This window comes from Exiguobacterium sp. s78, from assembly GCF_018618985.1.
Taxonomy (GTDB): Bacteria; Bacillota; Bacilli; order Exiguobacteriales; family Exiguobacteriaceae; genus Exiguobacterium_A; species Exiguobacterium_A abrahamii.
Genome location: NZ_JACSNB010000001.1, coordinates 889376 through 903568 on the forward strand (window position 1 = coordinate 889376; position 14193 = coordinate 903568).

The following is a 14193-nucleotide window of genomic DNA, read 5'->3' on the forward strand; positions in this document are numbered from 1 at the left end:
GACATGTTTAAATCCGTAAAAGAACTCGTCGCCATCGCGACGGAACGAAATATTCCGATTTCGGAAGTCATGATCGAGCAAGAGATGACGGTTCGTCATTTAGAGCGAGATGAAGTCTATGCGATGATGGAACGAAACCTGCAAGTGATGGAAGAAGCAGTCGCTCGTTCACTTGATGGTGACGGTGTCCAGTCGGTGACAGGACTGACCGGTGGGGATGCTGTCTTGCTTCAACGGTACCGTGCTTCAGGTAAAGGATTATCCGGTGATTTATTACTGGACGCCGTTAGTAAGGCAATCGGAACGAATGAAGTCAATGCTGCGATGGGAAAAATTTGTGCGACACCAACGGCAGGGAGTGCCGGCGTCGTACCAGGTACACTATTTGCTGTCAAAGATCGGTTAAACCCAACGCGTGAGCAGATGTTACGCTTCTTGTTCACATCCGGTGCGTTTGGTTTCGTCGTCGCGAACAATGCATCGATTTCCGGAGCGGCTGGTGGCTGTCAAGCAGAAGTCGGTTCGGCAACAGCGATGGCAGCAGCTGCCATCGTTGAGATGGCGGGCGGAACACCGGATCAGTCAGCGCATGCTTTTGCGATCGCGCTGAAGAACATGCTTGGACTCGTCTGTGATCCTGTTGCAGGACTCGTCGAAGTGCCATGCGTGAAACGCAATGCGATGGGTGGGGCGAATGCTGTTGTCGCTGCCGACATGGCACTCGCTGGAATCACGTCACGGATTCCGTGTGATGAAGTCATCTCAGCCATGCATGAGATTGGTCAGATGATGCCGTCTGCGCTTCGCGAGACAGCAAAAGGTGGACTCGCGAATACGCCGACTGGTCGCTGGCTCGAAGCAAAAATCTTCGGAGAGTTATCGAATGAATCCATCACGTGACGTCAAGACATTAAAAGGTGTCGGACGGGATTTGGCGAAAAAACTAGAAGAGATGAATATTCTCACCGTTGCGGACGTGCTCGAGCACGTCCCGTTTCGTTATGACGACTTCGTGACGGGAAGTCTAACGGAAGCAATCCATGAGGATAAAGTCAAGTTCACGGGTCAAGTCCAATCTGAACCACTTGTGCGCTATTACGGAAAAGGAAAGAACCGTTTGACGTTCCGTTTGCTCGTCGAAGAACGGTATAGTGTGACCGTAACGATGTTCAACCGGGCATTCTACAAAGACCAATTGCAACTTGGGGCAGAAGTGACGGTCAGTGGCAAGTGGGACTTACACCGGATGACGATCTCTGCGACGGAATTGCAATTTGGAGCAATCGAAGGCGAATTGACACCGATCTACTCGCTACGGGGTGACATGCGGATGAAGACGTTCCGACGCGTCGTCGACTTGGCGTTCAAGGAGACTGAGGCATTAGCTGAACGGATCCCGGATAGTATCCGGAAGACATACCGGTTACAAGACCGGATGACGATGTTAAAGTCGCTTCATTTCCCAACGAATCGACAAGAGTTAACGGCTGCTCGTCGCAGTTATGTCTACGAGGAGTGCCTCTATTTCCAACTGAAATTACAGGCGTTACGTCTTGGACGACGGAAAGGTCAAGGGATTGCCTTGCCTTTACATGAAACGGATATTGCCAATTTCATCAAGAGCCTGCCGTTTCCGCTGACAGGTGCCCAGCAACGTGTGACAAAAGAGATCCTAGACGACATCGGTCGCGGCGAACGAATGAATCGGTTGCTGCAAGGGGATGTCGGAAGCGGGAAGACCGTCATCGCTGCCATCGCCTTGTTCGCGACGGTTCGTGCCGGAAAACAAGGCGCCTTGATGGTGCCGACCGAAATTTTAGCGGAACAGCATGCAGCGTCGCTCGCCCCATTGCTTGAACCACTTGGGATTCGGGTCGGTTTACTGACGAGTTCCGTTAAAGGGAAAGCGCGTGCACACTTGCTCGAAGCCCTCGCAACAGGAGAGATCGACGTCTTGGTCGGAACACATGCGCTGATTCAAGACACCGTCCAGTTCAAGGCATTACACCTCGTCATCACCGATGAACAACATCGCTTCGGTGTCGAACAACGGAAGCGGTTGCGCGCGAAAGCTGAACAGGCAGATGTATTATATATGACAGCGACACCGATTCCGCGTACGCTTGCGATATCGGTCTTTGGAGATATGGATGTTTCGATCATCGATGAGATGCCGGCGGGACGAAAGGAAATCGAGACCTACTGGGCGAAACCGCAACAGATGGAACGCGTTTTCGGGTTCGTCGAGAAAGAATTGTCGCAAGGTCGACAAGCCTACGTCATCACGCCATTGATCGAGGAATCCGAATCACTCGAAGTTCAAAATGCGATCGAATTACATGCGACATTGACCGAGCGGTTCAAGCCCTATCATGTCGGTTTGATGCATGGGCGCTTGACTTCTTCAGAAAAAGACGAGGTCATGCAGGCGTTTAAGGAGAATACTGTTCAAATCCTTGTTTCAACGACGGTCGTCGAGGTCGGCGTGAACGTTCCGAACGCGTCGATCATCGTCATTCATGATGCAGAACGCTTTGGTCTTGCGCAGTTACACCAATTAAGAGGGCGCGTCGGTCGAGGCGATGCCCAGTCTTACTGTATTCTAATCGCCGATCCCTCTTCCGATACGGGAAAAGAACGGATCAAGACGATGACGGAGACGAACGATGGCTTCAAGCTAGCGGAAAAGGATTTAAAACTGCGCGGAGCCGGAAATTTCTTCGGTACCGAACAAAGTGGATTACCGCGCTTCGTCTTGACTGATCCTGCGCTCGATATACAAGTCATGGAAACTGCGCGACAAGATGCAGTCCGCTTACTGCGATCGGACGCCTTTTGGCAAGCGCCGGAATACGATGTCTTGCGTGACTATATCGAAAGACAAGGGCTACTTGAAGGAGAAAGAATCGAATAATACTTGAAAGTGAACAACAAGGGATATATACTACTGTTAGTACCAGGTAATAATAGTGGTCATCCTTCTTGTGGGAGGAACATACATGCGGGTACCTAAAAAAGAGAGACAACAAGAATTATTACAGACGATCGAGCAAAATCCGTTCATCACGGATGAAGCGCTGGCGACACGATTCCGTGTCAGTATCCAGACGATTCGTCTCGACCGGATGGAATTAAAGATTCCGGAATTACGGGAGCGAATTAAACACGTCGCGACCGAACGGCTGGATGATGTGCGTACGTTGACTGAAAATGAAGTCATTGGTGATATGATTGACCTGAAACTCGATACATCTGCGATCTCGATCCTTGAGATTTTGCCGGAACATGCGTTTAGTCGGAATGCGATCGCCCGCGGACATATTTTGTTCGCGCAGGCAAACTCGCTTGCGATTGCGCTCATCGACGATGAACTCGCGTTGACGACACGTGCGAACGTTCAGTTCACACGCTCCGTTCACGTCGGAGAACGCGTCGTTGCGAAGGCATTCGTCAGTTCCCATCGTCAAGATGGTCGTTCTGACATCACGGTGGAGAGTTATGTCGGTGAAGAATGTGTCTTCATCGGTGAGTTCACGGTGTATCGAAGTAGTAAGGAGGAATCGAAATGATTTTAGCAGTTGACGCTATGGGGGGCGACCACGCACCCCGTGCCATCGTAGAAGGGGTCGTTGCCTATTTGGCAGAACGTCCAAACGAAAACATCGATATCCGACTAGTCGGAGATGAGTTGAAATTACGCTCATACACAATCGAGGATCCGCGCGTGACGATCGTCCACGCGGCATCCGTCATCACCGGAGAAGATGAACCGGTACGTGCGATTCGCCGCAAGAAAGATAGCTCACTCGTTGTGGCTGCAAACCTGGTGAAATCAGGAGAGGCAGATGCCTTGATTTCAGCAGGCAACACGGGAGCGCTCATGACTGCCGGATTGTTCGTCATCGGTCGAATCGAAGGAGTTGACCGTCCTGCACTGGCCCCGACTTTCCCGACACGTAATGGGAAAGGTGTCGTCATCTTAGATGTTGGCGCCAACCCGGATGCGAAGGCAGAGCATTTGCTCGATTATGCCATCATGGGGTCTGTCTACGCAGAACAAGTTCGCGGCATCACACGTCCAAAAGTCGGACTCCTGAATATCGGATCAGAAGCCGGTAAAGGGAATGCACTGACGAAGGAAACGTATCCGCTACTTGAGACAGCACCGATTCATTTCGTTGGGAACGTCGAGGCGAGAGAAGCGATGAGCGGTGACGTCGATGTCATCGTCACGGAAGGTTTTGCCGGCAATACGTTACTTAAGAGTACAGAAGGGGCTGCCAGTATGATCATGGGTGTCATGAAAGAACAATTCATGAGCTCTTGGACATCAAAGCTCGCCGCTCTCGTACTAAAACCGAAGTTGAAAAAAATGAAGCAGTTGCTCGCTTATGAAGAATATGGCGGTGCCGGACTATTCGGCATAGCGGCTCCGGTCATTAAGGCGCATGGTTCAAGTAATGCCTACGCATTCAGCCGAGCGCTCGTTCAAGCAGAAAAGATGGTCGAACAAGAAGTCGTTGCCAAAATCGTTCAAGCGAAGGCAACAGAAGCACGTTAAGAAGGAGTGAGACGAGATGGGGAAAACAGTTTGGATGTTTCCGGGACAAGGGTCACAGACGCCTGGAATGGGACAGACGCTCATCACGCAAGACGAGACACGCCAAGCACTCGCTGACCTCGGAACGCGAATTGGTCTGGATCTGACGACGCTGATGACGACAGGGACGAAGGATGAATTGAAAGCGACGGACATCGCTCAACCAGCCATCGTCGCACACAGTGCATTACTCGCACAGCAGTACGCAGCACAAGGACATACACCTGATTTCGTACTCGGACACAGTGTTGGAGAATATAGCGCGCTCGTCGCAGCTTCTGTCATCACACCGTCTGAAGCCGTCTATCTCGTCCGCGAACGCGGAAAACTCATGAATCAAGTCACGGGTGGAACGATGGCGGCGGTCATCGGCATGAATGATGTCGAGGCAGCCCATCACGCGGTCGAATCGATTGCGGCGACGGGAGAAATCGTTCAAATCGCCAACTACAACTGTCCCGGGCAATTCGTCATCTCCGGACAAATCGCAGCGGTCGAATCCGCTACAGCGAAGTTAAAAGAGCTCGGAGCAAAACGTGTCTTACCGCTTGATGTCTCAGGTGCGTTCCATTCGTCACTCATGACACCATTCGCACCACGATTCGAAGACATTCTCGTCTCGTCACCGTTTGAAGCGGCGAAGACGAAATTCATCTCGAACGTCGACAGTGCGTTTCATGATCAACCAGACGAATTGATTCGTTTGCTCGTTCAGCAGCTCTATTCACCGGTTCGATTCGAATCATGCGTCGAGCGTCTGATCGAAGAAGGTGCGGATACATTCATCGAGTTCGGTCCATCATCTCCGTTGAGCGGTCTCGTGAAACGAATCAAAAAAGATGCAAAGATCATCAGCATCACGACACTTGAGCAATTGGAAGCGGAGGGAATTCGTTGAGTAAAGTAGCACTCGTTACTGGCGCGTCACGCGGCATCGGAGCTGCCATCGCGAAGCGATTGGCAACAGATGGTTTCCGTGTCGTCGTCAACTATGCAGGAAGCACGGACAAGGCGGAAGCTGTCGTCCGTGAAATCAAGGAAGCTGGCGGAGAGGCACTCGCGATTCAAGCGAATGTCGCTGAAGCAGATGCTGTCAAACAGATGATCAAACAGACGATCGACACATTCGGTCAACTGGATTGTGTCGTCAATAATGCCGGCATCACGCGTGATGGTTTGCTGATGCGCATGAAGGAAGCAGATTTCGATGCTGTCATCGATACGAACCTGAAAGGGGCGTTTCTCGTCACGCAAGCCGCGACACGTCCGTTGTTAAAAACAAGCGGTCGTATCATCAACATCGCATCAGTCGTCGGTATTTCCGGAAATCCAGGGCAAGCGAACTATGTCGCAGCGAAAGCGGGTCTGATCGGGCTGACGAAATCTGTCGCACGTGAACTCGCTAGTAAAGGCGTCACAGTCAATGCCATCTGTCCAGGCTTCATCGAAACGGACATGACGGACGAATTGACGGAAGAACAGCGGAACCTGTCACTTGGGCAAATTCCGTTGAAACGCTTCGGTCAAACCGACGATATCGCTTCACTCGTCAGTTTCATCGCTTCAGATGAAGCACGATACATCACAGGACAAACTCTTGCCGTCGATGGCGGCATGACGATGTAACATAACTAACGGTAGTACTTTGCCAAATCGGCAATCATCTTATATACTCAACTCATGGAGGGATTTTAAAATGACAAAAGAACAAATCTTAGTAGACGTACAAGAAGCAATCGCAGAAAAATTAGGAAAAGAACAAAGTGAAATCACACTTGATAAATCGTTCAAAGACGACCTCGGTGCTGACTCTCTCGAAGTCATGGAACTCGTCATGGACTTAGAAGACAAGTTCGAAATCACGATCGAAGATGAGCAAGCAGAAAACTTGAAGACTGTCGGCGATGTCGTCAACTACATCGAAACACAAGTCTGATCATTGAAGCTGACCCACCGCAATTTGCGGTGGGCTTTAGCTGTTTAGGAGGAACTATGACGAATCAAAAAGGACGTCGTGTCCGAAAAGGACCCTATGTAAAACGACGCAAGGATGCTCGGACGCTCGCTCAAATCGAGCAGAAATTCGAAGCGTTACAAGAGCGCCTGAATATCACGTTTTCTAATGTCGAGCTATTAAAACAAGCCTTCACGCATTCTTCGTTCGTCAATGAACAACGCGAGTCTGAAGGGGATAACGAACGCCTAGAATTTTTAGGGGACGCGGTCTTAGAGTTGACGGTGTCACGCTATCTATTCGAACACTACCCGGAACGTTCCGAGGGGGAATTAACGAAATTGCGAGCGGCAATCGTCTGTGAACCGTCACTCGTCCAATTTGCGAATCACTATCAGTTTTCCGATATGATTCTGTTAGGTAAGGGGGAAGAACTGACCGGTGGTCGGAATCGTCCAGCCTTACTTGCGGATGTCTTCGAATCCTTCATTGGCGCCTTGTATCTTGACCAAGGCATCGAAGCAGCCGAACGATTCCTCGCCGAAGCGGTTTTTCCGAAAGTGGCGACAGGCTTTTTTGAAGAACAGACAGATTTCAAGAGTCAATTACAGGAAGCGATTCAACGTGTCGGCTTAGGTGTCATCGAGTATGAAATCATCGAGGAGCGCGGTCCGGCGCATAGTCGGGAATTCATCTCGCGTGTCCAAGTCGCGGATGAGCTGGAAGGGATCGGGACAGGCCGATCGAAAAAAGAGGCAGAACAACAAGCGGCAAAACAAGCCTTACTTGAATTAAAGAAACAGTTTTAAGCAACAAAAGGCCGACCATCTCTCGAATGCGTGAGAGATGATCGGCCTTTATCGTGTGAAGTTCGCTTGATTAGACAGTTTTGAGGGATTTCAGTTCGTCGACGATCGCATCGACCTCTGCCAGTGATAACGAGTCGCGCATCATGACGAACTCATAAATCTCTTTTAAGTCCTCGTTTTTTGAGCCGTCGAACTGTTCTGCTTTAATGACCCCTTTGTTGATGATGTTCAATTTATCTAAGATTGCTTCAATCATTTGTTCAATCGTCATCGTGTTATTCGCTCCTCTTCTTCTTGTTTCGCGTGATACTACCTTAAAACCTATCATGTTGCTAGCGTTTCGGCTATGGTAAACTGAAAGAAATTCAAAAGAAATTTAAACATACGGGTGATCAAGATGTACTTAAAACGAATTGAAATCAATGGCTTCAAATCATTTGCCAGTCGAACTGAATTAGAATTCCTTCCGGGTGTCACGGCAGTCGTCGGACCGAACGGAAGTGGGAAATCAAATATATCGGACGCTGTTCGTTGGGTGCTCGGAGAACAATCTGCGAAGTCACTGCGCGGGGCGAAGATGGAAGACGTCATTTTTGCCGGCAGTCTGTCTGAACACCGGAAACAATTTGCCGAGGTGACGCTCGTCTTAGACAACGAGTCGGGAACGGTTGCGTTGCCGTATCAGGAAATCAGTGTCACGCGGCGTGTCAGCCGCAACGGAGACAGCGATTATTTTTTAAATAAAAAACCATGTCGCCTGAAGGATGTCCTTGATCTGTTCATGGACACAGGCTTGTCGCGTGATGCTTTTGCAATCATCGGACAAGGGCGAGTTGAACAAGTCATCTCCGGTAAACCGGAAGAACGCCGTGCTGTCATTGAAGAAGCAGCAGGCGTCTTGAAGTATCGTCATCGCAAGAAGCAAGCCGAGCGGAAATTAAGTGATACGGAAGCGAATCTATCGCGTGTCGATGATATTTTATATGAACTTGGCGGACGAATCGAGCCGTTACGTGAACAAGCGGCGCTCGCGAAAGAGTATCTCGTCGCTCGAGAACGGCATGATGTCCTCGAGCGTGGTATCTTGGCGCATGAAATCACGACGTATCAGACGGAGCTCGAAACATTGGCGCGTGACATCGCACAATGTGAAGAACGCCTTGTGTCTCAAAAGACGACTTACGAAGAGACCGTCTTGTCCCGAGAAAATCAAGAATCGACGCTCGAAGAAGAACGACAACAAGAACACGCGTTGCAGGAGCAACTTCGACATGTCTCGACGCGACTTGTTGAGATCCAAGGTGCCCTTAACCTAGCGAAAGAGCGTGAAAAACACGGGACCGAGACGAAAGAGCGACTCGAACAAGAGGTTGCCGTCGTCGAAGAACGCGTCAAGGAACTGGAACTCGAACTGACCGCTTTACAGGAACGCCAAGCAGAAGTCGATCAGGAAGCAAAGCGGATCACAGCTGAACGGGAACGAGCCGATCAAGCGCTGACACAAACCGATCGTGATTTCGATAAGGAAGCCGAAGTATTACGTTCGGAAGCCTTTGAAGTGGCGAGTCGATTAGCTGCGACGAATAATGCCTATAATCGGGCGAAGCAAGATCTCATGCAGGCAGAAGAACAACAACGTTCATTTACGGCGGACAGCGGTACGAAACAATCGACGCGTCGTCAACTCGAGGAAGACGTCGCTCGACTAGAGGCGGATGTCGCTTCGATCCGGACGAAGTTGGACCAAGCAACGGAAGAGGAGACGACGGCACTTGCAGCACGAAATGAACAACAACATGCGTTACGACAAGTCGAACAGTCCGTTGCGGATTTAGAGCGACGTCGGCATAAGACGGAAGACCGGATTGAATTCCTTGAATCCGTCAAAGCCGACTATAGCGGTTATTTCGGTGCCGTGAAGACGATTTTAAAACAACGAGATCAGCACCCAGGTATTCACGGAGCGGTCGCGGAGTTGATTTCGGTTCCGGCGCGGTTTGAAGCGGCAATCGAGACAGCGCTTGGTGGGGCAATGCAAAACATCGTCGTTGATATCGATGCGACAGGACGTCGTCTGATCCAGGAGCTTCGGCGGTTAAATGCCGGTCGAGCGACGTTCATGCCGCTCGCCTCACTCCAAGCACGCGAAGTCAATCGTTCAGTACGAGAACAAGTCGGTGGAATGTCTGGGTTCGTCGGGATCGCAAGTGATCTCGTGACGACAGACGAGACGTTGACGAAATTAAAGATGAACTTGCTCGGTACGACACTCGTCGTCGAGTCACTTGAACAGGCGAACCAAATCGCCCGTTCGACAGGACATCGCTATCGTCTCGTCACGCTCGAAGGAGATGTCGTCAACGTCGGCGGTACGATGACCGGCGGAAGTCGGAAAAAAGGTACACCACTGTTCAGTCAATCGCGCGAACTTGACGAGTTAAAAGAGGGACTGACGCGCGGACAAGCGGTCATTCGGGAGCAGATGCGCCGCTTGGAAGATCTGAGAGCGGCGATCCAGACTCTTGATGCTACGGCTCGGACACGGACAGAAACGATTCAAGCATTACAAGGGCAACTCGAACAATCGCGCGATACGTTAGCAGATGCGAACCGTCATCTCGCTGTCATGACGTCTGAATTGTCGGTTGAAGATCGGCAGATGGCACGTGTACTCGAACAAGAACAGGAAGCACGTCAGATCATCGAGACGTCGGAAGTCGAGATCGCAAAATGGACGGAGCGTCAAACAGAGCTCAGACAAGCCTTAGATCGTCTCAAGGATGCGCAAGCCCGTGGTGCCGTCACGATGGACGAACTGAAGAAGGAACAAGCAGAAGCAGTTCTCGAAGAGCGAACGATTCAAATGAAACAAGCGCAGCTTTCGCAAGAGATCGAACGCCTGACGGAACAGGTCAGTCACGCGAAGCTTGAACGTGGTCATAAACGCCGTGACTTGCGTCATGTCCTTGAAGGATTCGACGAAGCGAAGATCGATGCCTTGCACGCGGAACAGCGCGAACAGGAACAGGAACAACAACGGGTCGAGACCGAACTCGTCGCGATCGGGCAACGGATTCAAGTACAAGCAGAATCCCTGCGCTTGATCCGGATCCGCGAAGCGAAGACGAAGGACGATCAACAAACGACGAAACAGGCACTCGAGCAGCTACGACTCTCGCAAGGGAAAACGAGCACGCGTCTTGAGACAAGACAAGAAATGCTGGAAGAGATGGGATTACTGCTCGAACTGATTGCACCACTTGATCTATCGTATGAAGAGGCAAAAGAGGAAATTCATCTGCTCAAACGCCAACTCGAAGAAATCGGCATCGTCAACATCGGTGCGATTGAGGAATTCGCAGAGGTCGATGAACGGTTTACGTTCCTATCCGCGCAACGGGATGATCTCGTCGCTGCTAAAACGGATCTCTATGGCGTCATCGAAGAGATGGACCGAGAAGTCATTCGATTGTTCCGTCAAACGTATGATGCTGTCCGAGAACACTTCCGGGAAACATTCCGCGAGTTATTCGGGGGCGGTGAAGCCGATCTAGTCCTCGTTGACCCGAGTGATCTGTTGACGAGTGGAATTGATATCGTTGCCAAACCGCCTGGTAAGAAGCTGCAGAATTTGTCGCTCTTGTCCGGTGGAGAGCGTGCCTTGACAGCAATCGCCTTATTATTTGCGATTCTAAAGACACGTCCTGTCCCGTTCTGTGTCCTCGATGAGGTCGAGGCGGCGCTTGACGAAGCGAACGTCGCGCGATTCGGCGAGTTCGTCCATCAGCTAGCACGCGAGACACAGTTCGTCATCATCACCCATCGGAAAGGAACGATGGAGGCGGCAGATGTCCTTTACGGCGTCACGATGCAGCAAAACGGGATATCTGAAGTGTTATCCGTTAAACTAGAAGAGGCACGACGTACATTAAGTGAAGAACCAAAGGAGATTAAACGATGAGTTTCTTTAAAAAACTGAAAGACCGCTTGACGACTTCGACACAAGAAGTCACGACTAAATTTACGGAAGGCTTGACGAAGACACGCGACGGATTAGCGAGTGCCGTCAATGATCTCGTCTACCGCTTCCGTGAAGTCGATGAAGACTTTTTCGAAGAGTTAGAAGAAGTGTTGATCCAAGCAGACGTCGGTGTGACGACAACGATGGATTTGGTCGAAGAATTAAAGACAGAAGTCAAACGACGTAACGTCAAGGATCCAAAACAAGTCCGGGATGTCCTCGTTGAAGTCGTCGCGAACATGTTAGTCGAAGAAGAAGAGACAGCCCTTGATCTTGATCATGAGCTGAATGTCATCCTCTTCGTTGGTGTCAACGGGGTCGGTAAGACGACAACGATCGGGAAACTTGCGAACCGATTAAAACAAGAAGGTAAGAGCGTCATGTTAGCAGCGGGAGATACGTTCCGGGCTGGTGCGATCGATCAACTGCAAGTCTGGGGCGAACGCTCCGGTGTACCGGTCATTCGTCAAGGCGAAGGCTCCGATCCGGCTGCTGTCGTTTATGACGCCGTCCAAGCAGCGAAAGCACGTAAGGTCGACGTCCTGATTTGTGATACGGCGGGACGCCTACAAAACAAGGTCAATTTGATGAACGAGCTCGAAAAGGTCAAACGCGTCATTGAACGTGAGATTCCAGGCGCACCCCATGAAGTGTTACTAGCACTTGACGCAACAACAGGACAAAACGCGATGGTGCAGGCAAAAGCCTTCAAACAAGCGACGAACGTTAGCGGAATCGTTTTAACGAAACTTGACGGCACAGCAAAAGGTGGGATTGTTCTTGCGATCAAGAACGAGCTGAATCTACCGGTGAAGTTCGTGGGTCTCGGTGAAAAAATCGATGATTTACAACCATTTGACGCAGAACAATTCGTATATGGACTGTTCGGCGATGTCTTTGAAGAAAAAGAAAACGTCGACACGGAAGAAAGCGCGGAATAAGCGACGTTTCATGTAAAGAAAAAAACTTGACAACACACTGTGAGGGCTGTACTATACTATCTGTAAAGGAATTTCACTTAACATTGCGGAGGTGCTCGAATGACACTTGATAAAACGAACCGGATGAATTATCTGATTGACTTTTATCAGGAGCTTTTGACGCCAAAACAACGGAATTACATGTCACTCTATTACTTAGATGACTTTTCCTTAGGTGAGATCGCCGATGAGTTTGAAGTCAGCCGACAAGCAGTCTACGACAACATAAAACGCACGGAAGCCATGCTCGAGCAGTATGAAGAACGACTATCGCTGTTCAAGAAACACGAACGGCGAAAGCAGTTACTCGATCAGCTGAAGCAATGCGACCTTCCGGGTGAAGCCCTAGTGATCATTGAGACATTGGAGCAATTAGAGTAGGAGGCATTCTTAATGGCATTCGAAGGATTATCGGAACGGCTTCAAGCCAGTCTCGCTAAAATGCGAGGTAAAGGTAAGATTTCTGAAGCAGACGTCAAAGAGATGATGCGCGAAGTTCGCTTAGCGCTACTCGAAGCCGACGTCAACTTCAAGGTCGTCAAACAATTCGTAAATGATGTAAAGGAACGCGCCGTCGGTCAGGATGTCATGACGTCATTGACGCCAGGGCAACAAGTCGTCAAAATCGTCCATGACGAATTGACGAATCTGATGGGTGCAGAAGTGTCACCGTTGACGCTTGCGAACCGTCCTCCGACCGTCATCATGATGACGGGTCTGCAAGGGGCAGGTAAAACAACGACAACGGGTAAACTTGCCAATCATTTACGTAAAAAACATAATCGTAGTCCTTTGCTTGTTGCGGCGGATATTTATCGTCCGGCAGCAATCAAACAATTAGAGACACTTGGTAAACAATTGGAGTTACCGGTCTTCTCGATGGGAGATCAGGTTAGTCCACAAGAAATCGTTACCGGTGCACTCGATTATGCAAAAGAGCATCATCACGATATCGTGTTGATCGATACGGCAGGTCGCTTACACGTCGATGAGGAACTGATGCAGGAACTCGTTGATGTCAAGGAGATCGCCAAACCGCATGAAATCTTCCTTGTCGTCGATTCGATGACGGGTCAGGATGCCGTCAACGTCGCAGAGAGCTTCAACGAGAAGCTTGGCGTAACGGGAGTCGTTCTGACGAAGCTCGACGGAGATACGCGAGGTGGTGCAGCACTCTCCATCAAGGCAGTCACCGGAGCACCGATTAAGTTCGTCGGTCTTGGAGAGAAGCTCGATGCCATCGAACCATTCTATCCCGAGCGGATGGCGTCTCGGATTCTAGGCATGGGAGACATGCTGACACTGATTGAAAAAGCAGAGTCACAAATGGACGCTACGCGTGCCAAAGAGTTAGAAAGCAAAATGCGCGATGCATCGTTTACATTCGATGATTTCATCGAGCAGTTGCAGCAAGTGAAACAGATGGGTCCACTCGACGAATTGTTGGGAATGATCCCTGGGGCAGGTAAAGGGAAGATGAAGGGGTTGAAAAACGCCCAAATCGATGAGAAGCAACTCGTGTATGTCGAAGCGATCATCCAATCGATGACAAAACGAGAGCGGACTGAACCTGAAATCTTGAATGCGAGCCGTCGGAAGCGGATTGCCCGCGGTAGCGGACGCAGTATCCAAGAAGTCAACCGCCTCATTAAACAGTTCGAAGACATGCGGAAAATGATGAAACAATTTTCCGGACAGATGGGCAAAGGGAAAAAGAAAGGCTTTGGCCTTCCATTCTTTTAAAAGTCTTTTCTCTTTTGCTGTAACGTTGTATACTAATGAAGTTGTCAATTTGACTAAACGAAAAAATCATTTATTATTTGGAGGGA

13 protein-coding genes are annotated in these 14193 nt (G+C 50.0%); 12 read left to right on the forward strand and 1 reads right to left on the reverse strand.

The features are described 5' to 3' along the window. Positions 1-3: 3 nt before the first annotated feature. The 8 genes from sdaAA (at position 4) to rnc (ending at position 7363) form a co-directional block, all read left to right on the forward strand. On the forward strand, positions 4-900 hold the full coding sequence (sdaAA, locus tag KNQ18_RS04380) for an L-serine ammonia-lyase, iron-sulfur-dependent, subunit alpha (RefSeq protein ID WP_023468754.1): 897 nt from the start codon (positions 4-6) through the stop codon (positions 898-900). Next, the gene (recG, locus tag KNQ18_RS04385; RefSeq protein WP_214805168.1) at positions 884-2914 is read left to right on the forward strand and encodes an ATP-dependent DNA helicase RecG; all 2031 of its coding nucleotides are present in this window, start codon (positions 884-886) and stop codon (positions 2912-2914) included. The genes sdaAA and recG overlap by 17 nt, the downstream gene beginning before the upstream one ends. Before the next feature lie 85 nt (positions 2915-2999). After that, entirely contained in the window at positions 3000-3569 is a 570-nt protein-coding gene (fapR, locus tag KNQ18_RS04390; protein WP_023468752.1) for a transcription factor FapR, read from the forward strand. Beyond that, positions 3566-4561, forward strand: a complete 996-nt coding sequence (plsX, locus tag KNQ18_RS04395) for a phosphate acyltransferase PlsX (protein WP_050677493.1) — start codon at positions 3566-3568, stop codon at positions 4559-4561. The genes fapR and plsX overlap by 4 nt, the downstream gene beginning before the upstream one ends. A gap of 16 nt (positions 4562-4577) precedes the next feature. After that, positions 4578-5498, forward strand: a complete 921-nt coding sequence (gene fabD / locus KNQ18_RS04400; RefSeq protein ID WP_035396761.1) for an ACP S-malonyltransferase — start codon at positions 4578-4580, stop codon at positions 5496-5498. After that, the gene (gene fabG / locus KNQ18_RS04405; protein ID WP_035396763.1) at positions 5495-6226 is read left to right on the forward strand and encodes a 3-oxoacyl-[acyl-carrier-protein] reductase; all 732 of its coding nucleotides are present in this window, start codon (positions 5495-5497) and stop codon (positions 6224-6226) included. Before fabD ends, fabG begins: the two co-directional genes overlap by 4 nt. Before the next feature lie 70 nt (positions 6227-6296). Beyond that, positions 6297-6536: an acyl carrier protein gene (gene acpP, locus KNQ18_RS04410; RefSeq protein ID WP_029342095.1), complete on the forward strand. Its 240-nt coding sequence runs from the start codon at positions 6297-6299 to the stop codon at positions 6534-6536. Between the two features lie 56 nt (positions 6537-6592). Next, positions 6593-7363: a ribonuclease III gene (gene rnc, locus KNQ18_RS04415; protein ID WP_023468747.1), complete on the forward strand. Its 771-nt coding sequence runs from the start codon at positions 6593-6595 to the stop codon at positions 7361-7363. 70 nt (positions 7364-7433) lie between these two features. On the opposite strand, the gene KNQ18_RS04420 is transcribed toward rnc, so the two are convergent. After that, a complete protein-coding gene (locus KNQ18_RS04420) occupies positions 7434-7634 on the reverse strand; it encodes a DUF1128 family protein (protein ID WP_023468746.1) in 201 nt (66 codons plus the stop codon). A gap of 126 nt (positions 7635-7760) precedes the next feature. Between KNQ18_RS04420 and smc the strand changes: the two genes are divergently transcribed. The 4 genes from smc to ffh all read left to right on the forward strand — a co-directional run bounded on the left by smc (position 7761) and on the right by ffh (position 14107). Then, positions 7761-11324, forward strand: a complete 3564-nt coding sequence (smc, locus tag KNQ18_RS04425) for a chromosome segregation protein SMC (RefSeq protein ID WP_215083941.1) — start codon at positions 7761-7763, stop codon at positions 11322-11324. After that, on the forward strand, positions 11321-12325 hold the full coding sequence (gene ftsY / locus KNQ18_RS04430; protein WP_023468744.1) for a signal recognition particle-docking protein FtsY: 1005 nt from the start codon (positions 11321-11323) through the stop codon (positions 12323-12325). Before smc ends, ftsY begins: the two co-directional genes overlap by 4 nt. Before the next feature lie 99 nt (positions 12326-12424). Further along, complete coding sequence (locus tag KNQ18_RS04435) at positions 12425-12745, forward strand: putative DNA-binding protein (RefSeq protein WP_023468743.1); 321 nt, start codon at positions 12425-12427, stop codon at positions 12743-12745. A gap of 12 nt (positions 12746-12757) precedes the next feature. After that, positions 12758-14107, forward strand: a complete 1350-nt coding sequence (gene ffh / locus KNQ18_RS04440) for a signal recognition particle protein (RefSeq protein WP_023468742.1) — start codon at positions 12758-12760, stop codon at positions 14105-14107. Positions 14108-14193 lie beyond the last annotated feature (86 nt).

Coding starts and splice junctions, on each gene's coding strand:
- acpP (WP_029342095.1), top strand. CDS start 6,297: ATGACAAAAGAACAAATCTTAGTAGACGTACAAGAAGCAATCGCAGAA.
- ftsY (WP_023468744.1), top strand. CDS start 11,321: ATGAGTTTCTTTAAAAAACTGAAAGACCGCTTGACGACTTCGACACAA.
- ffh (WP_023468742.1), top strand. CDS start 12,758: ATGGCATTCGAAGGATTATCGGAACGGCTTCAAGCCAGTCTCGCTAAA.
- rnc (WP_023468747.1), top strand. CDS start 6,593: ATGACGAATCAAAAAGGACGTCGTGTCCGAAAAGGACCCTATGTAAAA.
- recG (WP_214805168.1), top strand. CDS start 884: ATGAATCCATCACGTGACGTCAAGACATTAAAAGGTGTCGGACGGGAT.
- plsX (WP_050677493.1), top strand. CDS start 3,566: ATGATTTTAGCAGTTGACGCTATGGGGGGCGACCACGCACCCCGTGCC.
- fabD (WP_035396761.1), top strand. CDS start 4,578: ATGGGGAAAACAGTTTGGATGTTTCCGGGACAAGGGTCACAGACGCCT.
- fapR (WP_023468752.1), top strand. CDS start 3,000: ATGCGGGTACCTAAAAAAGAGAGACAACAAGAATTATTACAGACGATC.
- KNQ18_RS04435 (WP_023468743.1), top strand. CDS start 12,425: ATGACACTTGATAAAACGAACCGGATGAATTATCTGATTGACTTTTAT.
- smc (WP_215083941.1), top strand. CDS start 7,761: ATGTACTTAAAACGAATTGAAATCAATGGCTTCAAATCATTTGCCAGT.
- sdaAA (WP_023468754.1), top strand. CDS start 4: ATGTTTAAATCCGTAAAAGAACTCGTCGCCATCGCGACGGAACGAAAT.
- KNQ18_RS04420 (WP_023468746.1), bottom strand. CDS start 7,634: ATGACGATTGAACAAATGATTGAAGCAATCTTAGATAAATTGAACATC.